Source organism: Brevundimonas sp. CEF1 (assembly GCF_051353055.1).
Lineage (GTDB): Bacteria > Pseudomonadota > Alphaproteobacteria > Caulobacterales > Caulobacteraceae > Brevundimonas.
Window position 1 is genome coordinate 3,605,402 of record NZ_CP195593.1, and the last position, 18,044, is coordinate 3,623,445.

General features: G+C 68.3%; 15 protein-coding genes. 8 read left to right on the forward strand and 7 right to left on the reverse strand.

The window, feature by feature from the left end; translation table 11 throughout:
- Nucleotides 1-37 precede the first annotated feature (37 nt).
- From pheS to ACR9FL_RS18050, 6 genes are all read left to right on the forward strand, one after another.
- Nucleotides 38-1,114 carry a phenylalanine--tRNA ligase subunit alpha gene (gene pheS, locus ACR9FL_RS18025; RefSeq protein ID WP_436356624.1) on the forward strand — a complete coding sequence of 359 codons (1,077 nt, stop codon included), beginning with the start codon at nucleotides 38-40 and terminating at the stop codon, nucleotides 1,112-1,114.
- 1 nt (nucleotide 1,115) lies between these two features.
- Nucleotides 1,116-1,505, forward strand: coding sequence for a hypothetical protein (locus tag ACR9FL_RS18030; protein ID WP_296176057.1), 390 nt, complete (start codon nucleotides 1,116-1,118; stop codon nucleotides 1,503-1,505).
- Nucleotides 1,506-1,517: 12 nt separating this feature from the next.
- Complete coding sequence (locus tag ACR9FL_RS18035; protein ID WP_296176056.1) at nucleotides 1,518-1,907, forward strand: hypothetical protein; 390 nt, start codon at nucleotides 1,518-1,520, stop codon at nucleotides 1,905-1,907.
- On the forward strand, nucleotides 1,904-4,327 hold the full coding sequence (pheT, locus tag ACR9FL_RS18040; protein ID WP_436356625.1) for a phenylalanine--tRNA ligase subunit beta: 2,424 nt from the start codon (nucleotides 1,904-1,906) through the stop codon (nucleotides 4,325-4,327). The genes ACR9FL_RS18035 and pheT overlap by 4 nt, the downstream gene beginning before the upstream one ends.
- A 2-nt stretch (nucleotides 4,328-4,329) precedes the next feature.
- Nucleotides 4,330-4,881 (forward strand): TIGR00645 family protein, encoded by a 552-nt coding sequence (locus ACR9FL_RS18045; protein ID WP_296176052.1) that lies wholly within the window; start codon nucleotides 4,330-4,332, stop codon nucleotides 4,879-4,881.
- Nucleotides 4,882-5,068: 187 nt separating this feature from the next.
- Nucleotides 5,069-5,692: an EipA family protein gene (locus ACR9FL_RS18050; RefSeq protein ID WP_105562769.1), complete on the forward strand. Its 624-nt coding sequence runs from the start codon at nucleotides 5,069-5,071 to the stop codon at nucleotides 5,690-5,692.
- A 217-nt stretch (nucleotides 5,693-5,909) separates the two neighbouring features.
- Here the strand turns inward: ACR9FL_RS18050 and ACR9FL_RS18055 are convergent, their stop codons facing one another.
- From ACR9FL_RS18055 to glmS, 4 genes are all read right to left on the reverse strand, one after another.
- Complete coding sequence (locus ACR9FL_RS18055) at nucleotides 5,910-6,794, reverse strand: SDR family NAD(P)-dependent oxidoreductase (protein WP_436356626.1); 885 nt, start codon at nucleotides 6,792-6,794, stop codon at nucleotides 5,910-5,912.
- Between the two features lie 18 nt (nucleotides 6,795-6,812).
- Nucleotides 6,813-8,048: an NAD-dependent epimerase/dehydratase family protein gene (locus ACR9FL_RS18060; protein ID WP_436356627.1), complete on the reverse strand. Its 1,236-nt coding sequence runs from the start codon at nucleotides 8,046-8,048 to the stop codon at nucleotides 6,813-6,815.
- A 269-nt stretch (nucleotides 8,049-8,317) separates the two neighbouring features.
- Nucleotides 8,318-9,196, reverse strand: a complete 879-nt coding sequence (galU, locus tag ACR9FL_RS18065) for a UTP--glucose-1-phosphate uridylyltransferase GalU (protein ID WP_296176045.1) — start codon at nucleotides 9,194-9,196, stop codon at nucleotides 8,318-8,320.
- A gap of 229 nt (nucleotides 9,197-9,425) precedes the next feature.
- A complete protein-coding gene (gene glmS, locus ACR9FL_RS18070; protein ID WP_296176044.1) occupies nucleotides 9,426-11,240 on the reverse strand; it encodes a glutamine--fructose-6-phosphate transaminase (isomerizing) in 1,815 nt (604 codons plus the stop codon).
- 192 nt (nucleotides 11,241-11,432) lie between these two features.
- Here glmS and glmM point away from each other — a divergent pair, with 192 nt between their 5' ends.
- Nucleotides 11,433-12,782 carry a phosphoglucosamine mutase gene (gene glmM, locus ACR9FL_RS18075; RefSeq protein ID WP_436356628.1) on the forward strand — a complete coding sequence of 450 codons (1,350 nt, stop codon included), beginning with the start codon at nucleotides 11,433-11,435 and terminating at the stop codon, nucleotides 12,780-12,782.
- 40 nt (nucleotides 12,783-12,822) lie between these two features.
- Here the strand turns inward: glmM and ACR9FL_RS18080 are convergent, their stop codons facing one another.
- The 3 genes from ACR9FL_RS18080 to ACR9FL_RS18090 all read right to left on the reverse strand — a co-directional run bounded on the left by ACR9FL_RS18080 (nucleotide 12,823) and on the right by ACR9FL_RS18090 (nucleotide 17,100).
- Entirely contained in the window at nucleotides 12,823-14,109 is a 1,287-nt protein-coding gene (locus ACR9FL_RS18080; RefSeq protein WP_436356629.1) for a cystathionine gamma-synthase family protein, read from the reverse strand.
- Between the two features lie 114 nt (nucleotides 14,110-14,223).
- Nucleotides 14,224-15,531, reverse strand: a complete 1,308-nt coding sequence (locus tag ACR9FL_RS18085; protein ID WP_436356630.1) for an FAD/NAD(P)-binding protein — start codon at nucleotides 15,529-15,531, stop codon at nucleotides 14,224-14,226.
- Nucleotides 15,532-15,600: 69 nt separating this feature from the next.
- On the reverse strand, nucleotides 15,601-17,100 hold the full coding sequence (locus tag ACR9FL_RS18090) for a phosphomannomutase/phosphoglucomutase (protein ID WP_296175788.1): 1,500 nt from the start codon (nucleotides 17,098-17,100) through the stop codon (nucleotides 15,601-15,603).
- Nucleotides 17,101-17,296: 196 nt separating this feature from the next.
- Here ACR9FL_RS18090 and ACR9FL_RS18095 point away from each other — a divergent pair, with 196 nt between their 5' ends.
- Complete coding sequence (locus ACR9FL_RS18095) at nucleotides 17,297-18,010, forward strand: 2,3-bisphosphoglycerate-dependent phosphoglycerate mutase (RefSeq protein ID WP_296175786.1); 714 nt, start codon at nucleotides 17,297-17,299, stop codon at nucleotides 18,008-18,010.
- The last annotated feature ends 34 nt before the right edge of the window (nucleotides 18,011-18,044 follow it).

Below are 18,044 nucleotides of genomic sequence, written 5' to 3' on the forward strand. Positions count from 1 at the left end.
TTGCGTGACGGCCATGTCGGGCTAGACGCTGCGGACCATGACCGATCTCGCCCAGCTAGAACTCGACCTGATCAACGCCATCGGAGCGGCCGAAAGCGTCGCTGCGATCGAGGAGGTGCGTGTCGCCGCCCTCGGCAAGACCGGCGCCGTCTCGGCCCTGCTCAAGGGGATGGGCGCGCTCAGCCCCGATGAACGCCGCGAACAGGGGCCGATCATCAACGGTCTGCGCGACCGCGTGAGCGCCGCCATCGCCGCCAAGAGGGCCGAGCTGGAGGCCGCCGAGCTGGACGCCAGGCTGCTGGCCGAGCGGGTCGATCTGACCCTGCCCGCCCGCCCGCGCCGCAAGGGCGGGGTGCACCCGACCATGCAGGTCATGGACGAGATGATCGCCCTGTTCGCCGAGATGGGCTTCGCCGTGGCCGAGGGCCCGGACATCGAGGACGACTTCCACAACTTCACCGCCCTGAACTTCCCGCCCAAGCACCCGGCGCGGGAAATGCACGACACCTTCTTCCTCAAGCCCGACCCTGAGACGGGCGAGCGCAAGGTGCTGCGCACCCACACCAGCCCGGTGCAGGTGCGGACCATGATGAGCCAGAAGCCGCCGATCCGCATCATCGCGCCCGGCCGCACCTTCCGTAAGGATTCGGACGCCACCCACACGCCGATGTTCCACCAGATCGAAGGCCTGGTGATCGACCGCGACATCCACATGGGCCATCTGAAGACGACGCTGGAGACCTTCATCGCCCGCTTCTTCGAGCTGGACGACGTCAACGCCCGCTTCCGCCCGCACCACTTCCCCTTCACCGAGCCCTCGGCCGAGATGGACATCCGCTGCGACCGTTCGGGCGGCAAGCTGACCCTGAACGAGGGCGACGACTGGCTGGAGATCCTGGGTTGCGGGATGGTGCACCCCAATGTGCTGCGCAACGCGGGCATCGATCCGGACGAGTATCAGGGCTTCGCCTTCGGCATGGGCGTCGACCGCCTGGCCATGCTGAAATACGGCGTCTCAGACCTGCGCCCCATGTTCGAGGCCGATACGCGCTGGCTGGCGCACTATGGCTTCTCCGCCTTCGCCGCGCCCAATGCGGCCTCGGGACTGTCCTGACATGAGCCTGCTTCCGATCAATCGTCCCGTCGCCAAGGCCCAGGATCTGGGGGCTTCGGTCTTTGAAAACCTCGACCTGTCCCTGCAGGAAATCTTCGCCCATGCCGTGCGCGGGGGGCAGCCGGTGATCCAGGGGCGCACCTTCACGGGCTGTCGCATCCAGGGTCCGGCCATTCTGCTGGTGTCCAACCGCGTGACCTTCGAGGACACGAATTTCGGCGATAGCCGCGGCGATATCCGCAACCTCCTGCTCAAGCCCGTGGGCGACAAGGTGATCGGAGCCCTGCCGGTGCGCGACTGCGCCTTTATCGGCTGTGAATTCTACGGCGTCGGCTTCACCGGGACAGATGAGTTCATCGCCCAGGTCGCCGCCCTGCCCACCGCTATCTAGACCGAGACACCCATGACTGACGTCACCGCCCCCATCACGCTTGAACGGCTTGGCCCAGGCCCGGAATACAAGGGCAATGTCTGGCTGCCGCAACTGTTCATGGAGACCAGCCGCGCCGGCGTGCCGGTCATTGAGAACCGCACCTTTGTCGAATGCCTGATCGAGGGACCGGCGGTCCTGTTGCCGCTGGAAGGCTGCCGTTTCGACGGTTGCAACATGGGCGACGCCCACGGGGACCCGCGCAATCTGCTGTTGCAGCCTGTCGGGCCCGAGCGTGTCACGGGCGCCATCCCGCTGAAGAACTGCACCTTCATCAACTGCCGCTTCATCGGCGTCGGCTTTACGGGAACCCAGGCCTATCTCGACGAGATGGTCGCGGCTCTGGGCGGCGTTCCGCAATGAAGTTCACGCTTTCCTGGCTGAAGGACCACCTCGAGACCGAGGCTGACGTCCACCAGATCGCCGAGGCCATGACCATGGCCGGGCTGGAGGTCGAGGACGTCCATGACCCCGTGGCCGTCCTGGCCCCCTTCACCGTGGCCAAGATCCTGTCGACGGCGCGGCATCCCGACGCCGACCGCCTGCAGGTCTGTCAGGTCGAGACCGTGGACGGCCTCAAGGAGATCGTCTGCGGCGCGCCCAATGCGCGACCGGGCCTGACCACCATCTACGCGCCCATCGGCGCCTATGTGCCGGGTCTGGGCGTGACCCTGGTCGAGAAGCCGGTGCGCGGCGTGGTCTCGCACGGCATGCTCTGCTCGGCCTCCGAGCTGGAGTTGGCCGACGAGAGCGACGGCATCCAGGAGCTGCCGCCGGAGATTCCGGTCGGAACTCCGGTCGCCGGCCTGTTCGGCGCCGAGCCGGTCATCGACTTCGAGGTGACGCCGAATCGGCCCGACTGGCTGGGCGTCGCCGGCATCGCCCGCGACCTGGCCGCCGCCAGCGTCGGCAAGCTGAAGCATTTCGACATCGCCGTGGTGCGCGGCGCCTTCCCCTCGCCGATCTCGGTGCGGCTGGATGCGCCCGAGATGTGCCCGGTCTTCGCGGGTCGCGTCATCCGGGGCGTCAAGAACGGCCCGTCGCCGGCCTGGCTGCAGAAGCGCCTGACCGCCATCGGCCTGCGCCCGATCAACCGTCTGGTCGATGTCACCAACCTGATCGCCTATGACCGCGCTCGCCCGCTGCATGTCTATGACATGGGCAAGCTGTCGGGGACCGAGATCGTCGTTCGCGCCGGCCTGACCTCGGCTGAGACGGGCGAGCCCGAGCATCTGATCGCCCTGGACGGCAAGACCTACACGGCTTCGCCCGCCGACTGCATCATCGCCGACGCGGCCGGCGAACGCCCCATCGGCCTAGGCGGCGTCATGGGCGGCGAAAGCACCGGTTGCGACGAGGCGACCACCGACGTCTTCCTGGAGAGCGCCTGGTTCGAGCCCATCGTCATCGCCCAGACGGGCCGCACCCTGGGCATCCATTCCGACGCCCAATACCGCTTCGCACGCGGCGTCGATCCGGTCTCGGTGACGCCGGGGCTGGAACTGGCCACGCGTCTGATCCTCGACCTGTGCGGCGGCGAGCCGTCCGAGATCGTCTTCGTCGGCGAGCCGCCGGCCAGCCCGGCGCCCTTCGCCTTCGACCCGGCCTATGTGCAACGCCTGACCGGCATGGAGCTGAGCGACGACCGCATCGGCACCATCCTGGGCCAGCTCGGCTTCCTGATCACAAAGGGAGGCGCCGATCAGGCCGAGCCCTGGACCGTGACCCCGCCCTCATGGCGTCGCGACGTCGAGGGGCGCGCTGATCTGGTCGAGGAGGTGGCGCGTATCGAGGGCTTCAGCGCCCTGCCGAACACGCCCCTGCCCGAGGTCGCCCGCCATGCGCGCGGCGTGCTCAGCCCGCGTCAGGCCCGCGTCCGCGTCGCCCGGAGGGCCCTGGCCGCCCTGGGCTACGCCGAGGCCGTGACCTGGTCCTTCACCAAGCAGTCGACGGCCGCCCTGTTCGGCGGCGGCGATGATCGTCTGGTGCTGGAAAACCCCATCGCGGCGGACCTCGACTGCATGCGGCCGTCGGTCCTGCCCAACCTGATCCAGGCGGCGGCGCGCAACGCCGCGCGCGGTCACGCCGACGCGGCCCTGTTCGAGATCGGTCCTATCTATCTGAATGATCAGCCGAACGGTCAGCGCACCGTCATCGCCGGCCTGATCGCGCCCCACCCCGACCGTCACTGGGGCGGCGCGGGCGAGGACGCCCTGTTCGGCCTCAAGGGCGACCTGTTCGCCCTGCTGGAGGAGATCGGCGCGCCGGTCGCCTCGCTGCAGCTGGCGCAAGGGGCCAACCAGAGCTGGTGGCATCCGGGTCGCTCGGCCCGTCTGCAACTGGGGCCCAAGAACGTCATCGTCGAGTTCGGCGAACTGCACCCGCGCGTGCTCAAGGCCCTGGACGCCGACGGCCCCATGCTGGCCTTCGAGATCATCCTCGACGCCGTGCCCGAGCCGCGTGGAAAAGGCGGCAAGGCGCGCGGCGCGGCGGACCTGCCGAACCTGATGCCGCTGAGCCGCGACTTCGCCTTCCTGCTGGACGAGGCCAAGGCCGTGGGCGACCTGACCCGCGCGGTGGCCGGCGCCGACAAGGCCTTGATCGCCGAGGTGCGCGTCTTTGACGTCTATCGCGGCCAGGGCGTGCCCGAGGGCCAGAAGTCGGTCGCGGTCGAGGTCGAGATCCAGCCGCGCGCCGCCACCCTGGCCGAGGCCGAGATCGAGTCCCTGACCGCCAAGATCGTCGCCGCCGCCGCCAAGGCCGGCGCGGTCCTGCGGAGCTGATCATGGCGGACAAGAAGCCCTGGGCCGAGGTTCAGTTCGAACGCAGCCTGTTCCGCGCCCGCTGGCTGATGGCCCCCTTTTATCTGGGGCTGGTCCTGGCCCTGGTCATGCTGCTCGTCGTCTTCGTGCGCGAACTGATCTATTACGTGCCGCAGGCCTTCGTCATGGGCGAAGGTCACATGAAGTCGGACGGCGCCATCCTGGCCATCCTCAGCCTGGTGGACCTGTCTCTGGCGGGCAATCTGCTGCTGATCGTCATCTATTCCGGCTATGAGAACTTCGTCTCCAAGCTGGACCTGGACGAGAACCACGTGGATCGGCCGCCGTGGATGGGCTCGGTCGACTTCTCGGGCCTGAAGATGAAGCTGATCGCCTCCATCGTGGCGATCTCGGCCATCTATCTGCTCAAGAGCTTCATGAACATCGGCAAGCCGGGCGTGCCGCTCGACGAGGCGGGGCTGATGTGGGCGGTGATCATCCACCTGACCTTCGTGGCCTCGGGCGTCCTGCTGGCGGTCATGGACTGGGTCGCGGCGAAGACCGACAAGCACTAGAAAGCCCTTCTCCCGCAAGGTGAGAAGGGAAGCGGCCATCTGACGAAGCCTTGATCGCGCCGGGCGGCGCGCAATACGGCCAAGCAAGCTTCGGTTAACCTTAAAGCCCCAAGGCTGCCGCAAAAGACACGGACGGTAGGTCGAGCCCGCGACGATGGGCGCACCGTCCTCTGTCAGGAGCCTCGACATGCATCGCCGCCAACTGATCCGCACCAGCCTTGGTCTCGCCGCCGCCGGCGCTTTGCCTGCCGGCCTGGGGGCCTGCGCCTCGACGCGCCAGCCGACCGATCCCAACTATCCGATCGCCTCGGATCAGAACGCCCAGGCCTATACCTTTGACGAGCTGGTGGCCGCCGGCTCGCGCGAGATGGGCATCGCCGCCGAGGCCATGGGCTCGGCCATCGAGCGCATCTTCGCCGAACAGGGCGACCGCCCGACCGCCTATATCGCCGGCGAGGAAGCCGCCGGCGCCGCCGTGGTCGGCGTGCGCTACGGTCGCGGCGCCCTGCATATGAAGGACCTGTCGGCCTCGCAGGAGGTCTTCTGGCAGGGGGCCTCGATCGGCTGGGACGTGGGCGGCAACGCCAGCCGCGTCTTCACCCTGGTCTACGGCCTCTATCACCCGGACATGCTTTATCGCCGCTATCCGGGCGTCGAGGGCTCGGCCTATCTGGTCGCCGGCCTAGGCGTGAACTATCAGCGCGCCGACGGCATCGTCCTGGCCCCGATCCGCACCGGCGTCGGCCTGCGCCTGGGCGCCAATGTCGGCACCATGAGCTACAGCCGCCAGCGGAATTTGTTGCCTTTCTAAGAAGGAAGAGGGGCTATCGCTCGCTGCTTGAGCTGCATCCTTGGGTGCTAGCGTCCGCCGCGCGGCGGCGGACTGCTTGAGCGCAGAGGGGCGCCTCTATCCCACCGTCATCCTCGGGCTTGACCCGAGGATCGAGTGTTCAGCACGCACTTCGTTCGAGGCGCTCGCACCTGCGCCCGACCCTCGGGTCAAGCCCGAGGGTGACGGCGTGTTGGGGCTAACTACGGGTCGCGATGAGCGCTTCCAAGCCCTCGCACCAGGTTGGATACTTCGGCCGCCAGCCCAGTTCGGCCTTGGCGCGGGCGTTCGAGAGGCGCTTGGAGTCGTTGTAGAAGCGGCGCATGGCGTCCGACACCGACGGGTCGTCCAGCGCCACCTCGGGCGGGAGGGGCAGGCCCAGGCGACGGGCTGCACCCTTCATGACCACGTCGGCCGGGGCCGGCTCGTCGTCGGCCAGGGTGTAGGCGCGGCCCGGATGGGGGCGGGCCATGGAGGCGAAGAAGCCGGCGACGGCGTCCTCGACATGAATACGGTTGAACACCTGGCCGGGCTTCTTCACCAGTCGGGCGCTGCCGTCGCGCAGACGGTCCAGCGGCGATCGGCCGGGACCATAGATGGCGGGCAGGCGGAAGATCTGCACCGTCAGACCCATGCCGCGTCCGGCGTCCAGCCAGTCCTGCTCGGCGCGGACGCGGCGCGCGCCCTCCAGGCTGGCGGCGTTCAGTTCGTCGTCCTCGAAGGCCCAGCCGCCGGCCCGGTCGCCATAGACGGCGGTCGAGGAGACGTAGCCGATCCAGTCGGGATAGGCCTGTGAGGCCGTCAGGGCCGGGACCAGGGCCTTGAGGCCAGGGCAGCCAGCGCCGTCGGGCGCGGCGGTGATCAGGATGGCGGAGGCGGCGGCGACGGCGGCTTGCAAGGCTTCGGTGTCGGCGGGATCGACGGCCCCCACGCCTGCCTTTGTGAACTCAGCGCGCCGCGCCGGATCGCGCGAGGTGGCGAAGGCGCGACCGCCGTGACGCATGGCTTCGCGCGCCGCCTCAAGCCCCAGATAGCCGCCGCCGAAGACCAGAAGCGAAGGGGCGGCGGGGGCAGGCTGGGTCATGGCGGTCCGGTCAGGCGATCAGGCGGTCTTGACGACGACGGGGGCGACGGCGGGGGCTGAGTCCGCCCCCTGAGACTGCAGCGCTTGGGCGCGCTTGCCGTTCCAGCTGGAGACGCAGGGGATCTTGGCGCGGTCGGCGCGGTCGGCGTAGCGGCGGGCGATGTCGGTGACGTCGGCCATCAGACCCTCGGCCAGGGTGATGGGCTTCAGGCCCAGGTCGCGGAACTGGTCGTTGGCGACGACCAGCTCGTTCTCGTCGGCCTCCTGACGCGGATTGGCGACGTTGTGGACCTCGGCGCCGGTCATTTCGGCGACCATGACGGCCAGGTCGCGCACGCGGCGGCTCTCGGTCATCTGGTTGAGGATCTTGACCCGGTCGCCGGACTTCGGCGGGTTCTTCAGCGCCAGTTCGACGCAGCGCACCGTGTCCTGAATATGGATGAAGGCCCGCGTCTGGCCGCCCGAGCCGTGAACCGTCAGCGGATAGCCCAGCGCGCCCTGCATCAGGAAGCGGTTCAGCACCGTGCCGTAGTCGCCGTCATAGTCGAAGCGGTTGATCAGGCGTTCGTCCTGACGGGTTTCCTCGGTCTGGGCGCCCCAGACGATGCCCTGATGCAGGTCGGTGATCCGCAGGCCGTCGTTGCGGGCGTAGAACTGGAACAGCAGGGCGTCCTGCGTCTTGGTCATGTGATAGATGCTGCCCGGATTGGGCGGGAACAGGATTTCCTGCTCGGTCGGGCCGTGGTCGGTGTCGACCGTGACCTTCAGATAGCCCTCGGGGATGCGCAGACCGGCGGTGGTGTAGCCATAGACCCCCATGGTCCCCAGGTGGGCCAGGTGGACGTCCCGTCCGCTTTCGACGATGGCGGCCAGCAGGTGGTGGGTGGCGTTGATGTTGTTGTCGACGGTGTAAAGCTTGTGCCGCGCCGACTTCATCGAATAGGGGGCGGCGCGCTGTTCGGCGAAGTGGACGACGCTGTCGGGCGCCCAGTCCTTGATCAGGGCGACCAGGCGGTCGAACTCCTGGCCCACCGTCAGGTTGACGAAGTCGATGCTGCGGCCGCTGACTTCGCGCCATGCCTTGATGCGTTCGCCCATGGTGCGGATGGGGGTCAGGGACTGGACCTCCAGCTCATTGTCGATGTTGCGACGGCTGAGGTTGTCGACGATCAGCACCTCCCAGCCGCGCGCCGACAGGTGCAGGGCCGTGGGCCAGCCGCAGAAGCCGTCGCCGCCGAGAATGATTACGCGCATGGGTCGAACCTTCGTCTCGTCTCTTGATGCCTAGCCGAACGCGTGAAGGGGCGAAAGCGTGGCGCTTGGGCGCGGGGGAAGCGTTCGGCGAGGAAAAACAGGGTCTGAATAGTCTGAATCGTCTGAATTGCAGGCGAGGGTCGAGCCGCAACCTCAGGATGACATGGCCGGAAGCTCCGGTGCGTTGAATGGACCTGCCGGGCGGTTTGGCGTTGAAGAGGCACGGCTTTTCAACGCCAACCTTGCTGGCGGGCGGCTGACCTTGGACCTTAGAGCAGGGCCGTGATCGCGGCGCGGGTCGCTTCGCCCAGGTCGGGACGCTTCAGGGCCAGGGCCACGTTGGCGCGCAGCAGGCCGATCTTGTCGCCGCAGTCGTGGGTCACGCCCTCGTACTCATAGGCCGTGAAGGTCTGGCTCTTCATCAACCGGTCCATGGCGTCGGTCAGCTGGATCTCGCCGCCGGCGCCGCTCTCCTGGGTTTCCAGCAGGTCGAAGATTTCCGGCTGCAGGATATAGCGGCCCGAGATCGACATGTTGGAGGGGGCCGTGCCCTGCTTGGGCTTTTCGATCATGCCCTTCATGGCGAAGCGGCGACCGTCGCGGCTCGAGGGATCAACGATGCCGTATTTGTGGGTCTCGGCTTCCGGCACGGCTTCGACGCCGATGACATTGCCGCCGACCTCGGCGTAGAGGTCCGCCAGCTGCTTCAGGGCGCCGGGCTGCGAATCCACGATGACGTCGGGCAGGATGACGGCGAAGGGCTCGTGGCCGATGATGTCGCGGGCGCACCAGACGGCGTGGCCCAGGCCCTTGGGCTGCATCTGGCGGGTGAAGCTCATCTCGCCGGCGGTGGCCAGTTCGGCGTTCATGGCCGCCAGGATCTCGGTCTTGCCCTTGGCCGCCAGCTGGGCTTCCAGTTCGATCTGGTGGTCGAAATAGTCCTCGATAGCCTGTTTGGCGCGGCCGGTGACGAAGACGATGTGCTCGATCCCCGCCTCGCGCGCTTCCTCGACGATGTAGGACAGGATCGGCCGGTCGACGACGTTCAGCAGCTCCTTGGGCGTGGTCTTGGTGCCGGGCAGGACGCGGGTGCCCAGGCCGGCCACGGGAAGAACCGCCTTGCGAAGGCGTGCGGGGGAAGTCGTCATCAGTCGTCCTGAAACAGCCGTTGGGCGCCTGTCATAGGCGCAAACCGTGACGGTTCCAAACGCGGCCCCGTCATTTGGGTTCACGCTTTCCTCCCCATTCCATGGGGAGGGGGACCACGCAGTGGTGGAGGGGACGACGCAGAGGTCAGACGTCGAGACGCCCCCTCCGTCACGTCGGCTTCGCCGCCGCGCCACCTCCCCATCGCTGCGCGACAGGGAGGAAGAGGCGCTATTCCACCGTCACCGACTTGGCCAGGTTGCGGGGCTGGTCGACGTCGGTGCCCTTCTGGACGGCGGTGTAATAGGCCAGCAGTTGCACCGGCACGGCATAGACCAGGGGCGCGATCAGGGGGTGGCAGTCGGGGGCGTCGACGCGGCGGATGCCGGCGCCGTGCGGGGCCGGGGCGGTCGCCGGAGCGATCATGACCACCGGGCCGCCGCGGGCGGCGACCTCCTGCAGGTTGGAGGCGGTCTTCTCATAGACCTCGTCCAGGGGAGCCAGGGCGATGATCGGGGTCTTCTCGTCCACGAGGGCGATGGGGCCGTGCTTCAGTTCGCCGGCGGCATAGCCTTCGGCGTGGATGTAGCTGATCTCCTTCAGCTTCAGCGCGCCCTCCATGGCCAGGGGGAACATGGCGCCCCGGCCCAGGAACAGCACGTCCGTGGCCTTGGCCAGGTCGTGGGCGACGGCGCGGATCTGGCCGTCCATCTGCAGGGCCTCGGCGATCAGGCGCGGGGCCTCGAACAGGGCCTTGACCAGTTCGGCCTCGCGCGCCGCGTCGATGCGGCCGCGCGCCACGCCCGCCGCCACGGCCAGGGCCAGCAGGGCCGAGACCTGGGCGGTGAAGGCCTTGGTCGAGGCGACGCCGATTTCCGGCCCCGCGTGGGTCGGCCACAGGACCTCGGCCTCGCGCGCCATGGACGAGGTGTGGACGTTGACGACGGCGGCGGTCTTCAGGCCCTGCGCCTTGCACCAGGTCAGGCTGGCCAGGGTGTCGGCGGTCTCGCCCGACTGGCTGACGGCCACGGCCACCGTGCCCGGCGTCAGGGCGGGGGAGCGGTAGCGGAACTCCGACGCGATCTCGACGTCGCAGGGCAGGCCGGCATATTTCTCGAAGGCGTATTTGCCGATCTGGCCGGCGTAGAAGGCGGTGCCGCAGGCGATGATCTGGATGCGGTCGACGGCGGCGAAGTCCACGGCTTGCGGCTTGGCCGTGCCGGTCACCAGGTCGAGGTATTCCGACAGGGTGTGCTGGACGCTGTCGGGCTGTTCGTGGACTTCCTTCTCCATGAAGTGGCGATAGGCGCCCTTCTCGACCATGGCCGAGGAGGCCGAGACCTGCACGATGGCGCGGTCGGCGGGACGGCCAGCCGCGTCGAACATATGGGCGCCCGAGCGGGTCATGGCGACGTAGTCGCCTTCTTCGAGGTAGCTGATCTTCTGGGTGAAGGGACCGACCGCCAGGGCGTCCGAGCCGAGATACATCTCGCCCTCGCCCCAGCCTACGACCAGGGGGCTGCCGCGACGGGCGCCCAGGATCAGCTCGTCCTCGCCCTCGATCAGGACGGCGAGGGCATAGGCGCCGGTCAGGCGGTCCAGCGTGGCCTTGAAGGCGTCCAGCGGGGGCAGGCCCGCCGTCAGCTTGTGGTCCAGCAGATGGGCCACGACCTCGGTGTCGGTCTGGCTCTCGAAGACGCGGCCCTCGGCCTCCAGCTCGGCCTTCAGCTCGGCGAAGTTCTCGATGATGCCGTTGTGGACCAGGCAGACGCGGCCGGCCTTGTGCGGGTGGGCGTTGGCGGTCGTGGGGGCGCCGTGGGTGGCCCAGCGGGTGTGGCCGATGCCGATGGTCCCGGCCAGGGGTTCGGCGGCCAGGACGGCCTCCAGTTCGCGGATCTTGCCCTTGGCGCGGCGGCGCTCGATGCGGCCGTCGACGACGGCGGCGATGCCGGCGGAATCATAGCCGCGGTATTCCAGCCGCTTCAGGCTGTCGATCAGACGGGGAACGACGGCGCCTGCGCCCGTGATGCCGATGATGCCGCACATATGGTCTGCTCCGGTGAAGGGGCCGGGCGGTCGCGCTTTGCGCGAGGCCGCCGTAAGAGGTAAGCGAGAGGGTTCCGCCCGTCTCGCCCTTTGAGTTTGATCTAGGGGAAGCGCGGACCGGCGACATCAAAAAATGGGTTTCGGAAGGTTTCTTTGCAAACCTGACGGGGCCGCCAGCGAAGGACGACGCCCTTGGGCGAGAGAAAATACTTCGGCACCGACGGCATTCGCGGCCGGGCCAACACCCATCCGATGACGGCCGAGGTCGCTTTGCGGGTCGGGCTGGCGGCGGGCAAGCTGTTCCGCACCGACGACGATCGTCGCCATCTGGTGGTGATCGGCAAGGACACGCGCCTGTCGGGCTACATGATCGAGCCGGCCCTGGTGGCGGGTCTGGCCAGCGTGGGCATGGACGTGCGCACCTTCGGCCCCTTGCCGACGCCCGGCGTGGCCATGATGACGCGGTCGATGCGCGCCGATCTGGGCATCATGATCTCGGCCTCGCACAACGACTATGCCGACAACGGCATCAAGCTGTTCGGGCCGGACGGCTACAAGCTGTCGGACGAGATCGAGCTGAAGATCGAGGCCATGATGGACGAGGGCCTGGATCAGGACCTGGCCCCCGCCAACAAGCTGGGCCGGGTCAAGCGCATCGACGACGCCCCGCCGCGCTATATCGAGATCGCCAAGTCGGCCTTCCCCAAGCGGCTCAGCCTCAAGGGCCTGCGCATCGCCATCGACTGCGCCAACGGCGCCGGCTACCGCGTGGCGCCGACCACCCTCTATGAGCTGGGGGCCGAGGTCTTCCCCGTCGGCGTCGAGCCGAACGGCCTGAACATCAACGCCGACTGCGGCTCGACCCATCCCGAGGCCGTGTCCGAGGCGGTGAAGCGTTATCGCTGCGACATCGGCATCGCCCTGGACGGCGACGCCGACCGGGTCATCATCTGCGACGAGAAGGGGCATGTGGTCGACGGCGACCAGATCATGGCCCTGATCGGCCTGGACTGGGCCAAGCGCGGCCGCCTGAACGGCAAGGGGGTGGTGGCCACCGTCATGTCCAACCTGGGGTTGGAGCGGAAGCTGCAATCCGAAGGCCTGACGCTGGAGCGGACCAAGGTGGGCGACCGCTACGTCATGGAGCGGATGCGCGCCGGCGGCTTCAACATCGGCGGCGAGCAGTCGGGCCACATCATCCTGAAGGACCACGCCACGACCGGCGACGGCCTGATGGCGGCGCTGCAGGTGCTGGCGGTTCTGGTCGAAAAGGGCGTGCCGATGAGCGAGCTGGCGCGCCAGTTCGAGCCGGTGCCGCAACTGCTGCAGAACGTCCGCTACACCGCCGGCAAGCCTCTTGAAGACGCCAAGGTCCAGGCCGCCATGGCCGAGGCGGAAGCCGCCCTGAACGGCGCGGGCCGTCTGCTGGTGCGTCCGTCCGGCACGGAAAAACTGATCCGCGTCATGGCCGAGGGCGACGACGAGGCTCTGGTGAAACGCGTGGTCGCCGATGTGGCGGCGGCGGTGAAGGCGGCGGGCTGAGGGGATCGGCGGGCGCCGCGAACGGCACCCGCCTCTGTCCTCAGATCGAAGCCAGGGCCTGATCCACGTCGGCCCACAGGTCCTCGACGTTCTCGATACCGACCGACAACCGCACCAGGTTGTCGCCGATGCCGCTGCGCGCCTTGGCCTCCGGCGTATAGTCCGAGTGGGTCATGCTGGACGGGTGCGAGGCCAGGCTCTCGGCGCCGCCCAGGCTGACGGCCAATTTGAACAGCCGCAGGGCGTTCAGCATGCGGAAGGCCTCGGCCTCGCCGCCCGGCAGTTCCAGCGAGAAGGTCGAACCCGAACCCTTGCACTGGGTCGCGAAGATGGCCTGCTGTTCGGGCGAGGCGTCCGGTCCCCCGGCGGTCAGGACGGCGCTGACGCGGGGATCGGCGCGCAGGCGTTCGGCCAGTATCAGGGCGTTGTCCTGGGCTCGTTCCATGCGGATGTGCAGGGTCTCCAGACTGCGCAGCAGCAGCCAGGCCGTGTGCGGATCGGTGTTGGTGCCGCAGATGGTGCGCATCTCGCCCACTCGCGCCATGAGGTCGGCGGAGCCCATGCAGCCCCCGGCGATCAGGTCGGAATGGCCGCCGACATACTTGGTCAGCGAATAGAGGACGAGGTCGGCCCCCAGCTCCAGCGGGCTCTGCCACAGGGGGCCGAGGAAGGTGTTGTCCACCGCCACGATCGGACGTTCAGCCTGATCCACGGCCTTGGCGCCGACCACGGCGCGGGCGATGTCGACCAACTGATTGGTCGGGTTGGCCGGCGTCTCCAGATAGACGGCGGCCAGGCGTCCGCCCGTCGTCTTCGCCTCGGCCGCTGCTGCGATCATGGCGGCGTCCAGGGCGTCGGCGCCCTCGGCGGCGGGCACGCTGATCGCCTTGACGCCGTAGCGGGGCAGGATGCGGTCGAACAGGTATTCGGTGCCGCCATAGGCCGGGGCCGTATAGAGGATGACGTCGCCGGGGCGCACCATGGCCAGCATGGCGGTCGAGATGGCGGCCATGCCGGTCGAGAAGACCAGGGCCTTGTCGGCATTGTCCCAGACGGCCAGGCGATCCTCGAGGATTTCGAGGTTGGGGTTGTTGATGCGCGAGTAGATCAGGCCCAGGGCCTCGTCCGGGTCGCGCTGGCGCAGGCCATAGGCGACCTCGAAGAAGCGCTTGCCGTCCTCGGCCGACTTGAAGACGAAGGTGGACGACTGGAACAGGGGCGCCTTGATCGCACCTTCAGACAGGGCGGGGTCATAGCCATAGCCCATCATCAGGGTTTCGGGCGCGAGGGTGCGAGCCCCCAGAACGCGGGTGCGGTGACGGTTCATTTTTATGTTTCCTCTCCTGTTTCGGTGATAGCCGACCCAGAAAAGGCGCGCCAGGCGTTGAATTGCCAATTGTTTGGCGATCTTTCGGCAAATTTTGCCGTGACTGACTTTGGGTCAGTTCGCCAGGGCGTGGGAGAGCGCCTCGATGCGCTGACGGATGTCGGGCACGGCGATGGTTTCCCAGAAGGCGGCGCGGGCGGGCGGGCCCAGGACGTAGAGGTCCGGGTCCGGCGTCCCGTCGGCGTGGCGGACGCGACCGGTCTGATCCAGGTCGAGGCCCAGCCTCAACGGATCGAGGCGGGCGCGGCCCTCGGCGATCAGGGCGGCCGTCAGCGGCGTCGCCGCCGCGTCATGGCCGGGACCGGTGCAGTCGATCAGCCAGGGGGCGGACAGGGTCTGGTCGGCGTTGTTCGCGGTCAGATGCACCGTGACGCTGTCCGCCGAGGGGATGACCTCGCGGATGCGTCCGGCGCGAACCGTGAGCCGGCCTTCCTTGGTAAGTTGATCCAGTTCGGCTGCGATCTCGGGCGCGATGCGGTGGCGATGGACGTCCCACCAGGGGCGCAGGTGGCGCAGGAAGCGGGCGCGCTCGGCCTGGGTTGCGGCGGCCCACAGGTCGAGCGTGATGGGGCGATAGCCTTCCATGACCCGTCGCCAGCCGTGGGCCTGCGCCAGTCGCCGCGCTGTTGACAGGCGAGCGGACAGCGGACCGCTCAGGGCCTGGGGCGGGAGGTCGATCGGCGCGTCGTGGTGCGGGCCGTGCGCGCGGGGCAGCAGGCCGCGCCGCGAGGCCGCCACAGCCCGACCGCGCCAGCCCTGGCTGGACAGCGTCAGCAGGACGTCGACCATGGTCAGGCCGGCGCCGAGGATCAGGACATCGTCGTCGGGCCGGATGGGCGTCAGGGCGTCAGGCGTCCAGGGGTTGGCGATGATGCGGCCGTCTTCGCCGGTCCGGGTCGTGCGCGGCGCGGGATTGCCGGTGGTCAGGACCACGGCGCGGCCGTCGATCCGCTCGCCCGTGGACAGGATGGCGGAGCGGTCTTCGACGGCGATGGCGGCGCCGGTCACGCGGCGGATCAGACCGGGATGCGCCGTCTCGGCCGCCTTCAGCCGGTCGCGGACGTAGAGGCCGTAGAGACGGCGCGGGGCGAAACCGTTGGGGTCCGACTGATCGGGATGATGCGCCGTCAGCCAGTCGACGAAGTCGGCGGGGCGGTCGACGACGGCGCTCATTCGCCCGGCGCGGACGTTCAGGCGGTGGGCGTCGTTGCTGGTGGAATAGGCCACGCCCGGACCGAAGGCGTCGCCGCGTTCGATCAGGGTTGAGGCCTGGCCCCGTTCGGCCAGCCGCGCGGCCAGCATGGCCCCGGAAAAGCCGCCGCCGACGATGACCACGGGGAGGGAGGAGGCGGCGTCGTTCATCGCTTCACCTCGCCCGAGGCGGGGGGAGAGGTCAATCGCTGGATCATCCTCTCCCCAGCTCGCGACCGATCAGATTTCCTGATTGAAGGCGCCGATCTCGGGGTGAGCGGCCAGGCGCGGCTTCACTTCCTTGCGGAACAGGTCGCGCATGTCGTCGGCCGAGCGCATGCTCTCGACCACCACCACCAGCTCGGGCTTGTTGCTGGAGGCGCGGACCAGGACCCAGGAGCCGTCCTCCAGGTGGACACGCACGCCGTTGACGGTGATGGCCTCGACGATCTTGCGGCCCAGGATCGAGCCGCCGCTGGCCGCCAGATCCTCGTATTCCTTCACGATCCTGGCCAGGACGTCGTACTTCAGCTCGTCGTCGCAGTGCGGCGACATGGTCAGGCTGGTCCAGGCGTCGGGCAGGGCGGTCTTCAGTTCGCTCAGCGACTTGCCGGGGTTGCGGTCCAGCATGGCCAGAACGGCGCCGGCGGCGACCAGGCCATCGTCGTAGCCGTGGCCGAGATCGCCCGAGAGGAAGAAGTGACCCGACTTCTCGAACCCGGCCAGGGCGCCCAGCTCGGCGGTCTTGCGCTTGATGTAGGAGTGGCCGGTCTTCCAGTAGACGGTCTCGGCGCCATTGGCCTTGAGCACCTCGTCGGTCTTGTAGAGGCCGGTCGATTTCACATCGACGACGAAGACAGCGTTCGGGTGGATGGCCGACAGGTCGCGGGCCAGCATCAGGCCTATCTTGTCGGCGAAGATCTCCTCGCCGGTATTGTCCACCACGCCGCAACGGTCGCCGTCGCCGTCGAAGCCGAGGGCCAGGTCAGCGCCGGTTTCCTTCACCTTTTCCGCCATCGCCACCAGCATGACGTGGTCTTCCGGGTTCGGATTATATTTGGGGAAGGTCCAGTCGAGGTCGGTGTCCATCTCGATCACCTCGCAGCCCATCAGGCGCAGGGCCTCGGGGGCGAAGGCGCCGGCGGTGCCGTTGCCGCAGGCGGCGACGACCTTGAGCGGGCGGGTCAGCTTCAGCTTGGAGGCCACGTCCTTGATGTAGGTCTCGCGGAAGCCCTCGACGCGCTCGACGCGGCCGCCGGGGCGCGCGACGCCTTCGCCGTTGAGGACGATTTCCTTGAGGCGGGTCATCTCGTCGGGGCCAAACGTGAGCGGCGCCTGGGCGCCCATCTTGACGCCGGTCCAGCCGTTCTCGTTGTGGCTGGCCGTGACCATGGCCACGCAGGGGCAGTCCAGCGCGAACTGGGCGTAGTAGGCCATGGGCGACAGGGCCAGGCCGATGTCCACCACCTCCATGCCGCCTTCCAGCAGGCCCAGGATCAAGGCCTGCTTGACCGACAGGGAGTAGGAGCGGAAGTCGTGGCCGACGGCGATGCGGGGGCGCACGCCGATCTCGTGGGCGTAGGTGGCCAGGCCGAGGCCGAGGGCCTGAATGCCCAGCAGGTTGATCTCTTTTTCCAGAATCCAGCGGGCGTCGTATTCGCGGAAGCCGGTCGGCTTCACCAGGGGAAGGGTTTCGTACTCCGCCGTATTGGGGCGGATGTCCTGGCGCGGTTTCGACATGGGTATTCCTGAAGCATAGGCAGTTGGGCGAACGAAGTTCAGCTATCCGCCCTCAATCGTTGCGGTATAGCGGGCCTCCCCGGAGAGGCCAACAACGCACGAGGACCAAGCTGGCTGCATTCTTTTCCCGCATCGTGAAACCTTGACCGCCCCCGCGTCCACGGCCTACGCGAGAGGCTGCCATACGGAGACGCCCATGCCCCGCCTGATCCTGCTGCGCCACGGCCAGAGCCAGTGGAACCTGGAAAACCGTTTCACCGGCTGGGTGGACGTCGATCTGACCGCCGAGGGCGAGGCCCAGGCGCGGCGCGGCGGCGAGTTGATCGCCGGGGCCGGGTTCAAGCCTGCCGTCATGTTCACCTCGGTCCTGACGCGGGCCAAGCGCACCGGCGCCCTGGCCCTGGATTCGGCCGGTCTGAAGGACGTGCCGGTGGTCGAGGACTGGCGCCTGAACGAGCGCCACTACGGCGGCCTGACCGGGCTGGACAAGGCCGAGACGGCGGCCAAGCACGGCGAGGATCAGGTCAAGGTCTGGCGTCGCAGCTATGACGTGCCGCCGCCGCCCCTGGCCCCCGGCGGCGAGTTCGATTTCGCCTCGGACGCTCGCTACGCCGGCAAGGAAATCCCGGACACCGAGAGCCTGAAGACCACCCTGGACCGGGTCCAGCCCTATTGGGACGCCGAGATCGCCCCGCGCCTGAAGGCCGGCGAGGACGTGCTGATCGCCGCCCACGGCAATAGCTTGCGCGCCATCGTCAAGCTGCTGTTCGCGGTGCCGGACGACCAGATCGTCGGCGTCGAGATCCCCACCGGCAATCCGCTGGAGATCGACCTGAACGGCGAGCTGAAGCCGGTCGCCGCCCGCTATCTGGACGAGGGCCGGGCGCAAGCCCTGCCGCCTATCGCATGAGTTCGGCCAGCACGAACGCGGCGGGGGACGACGC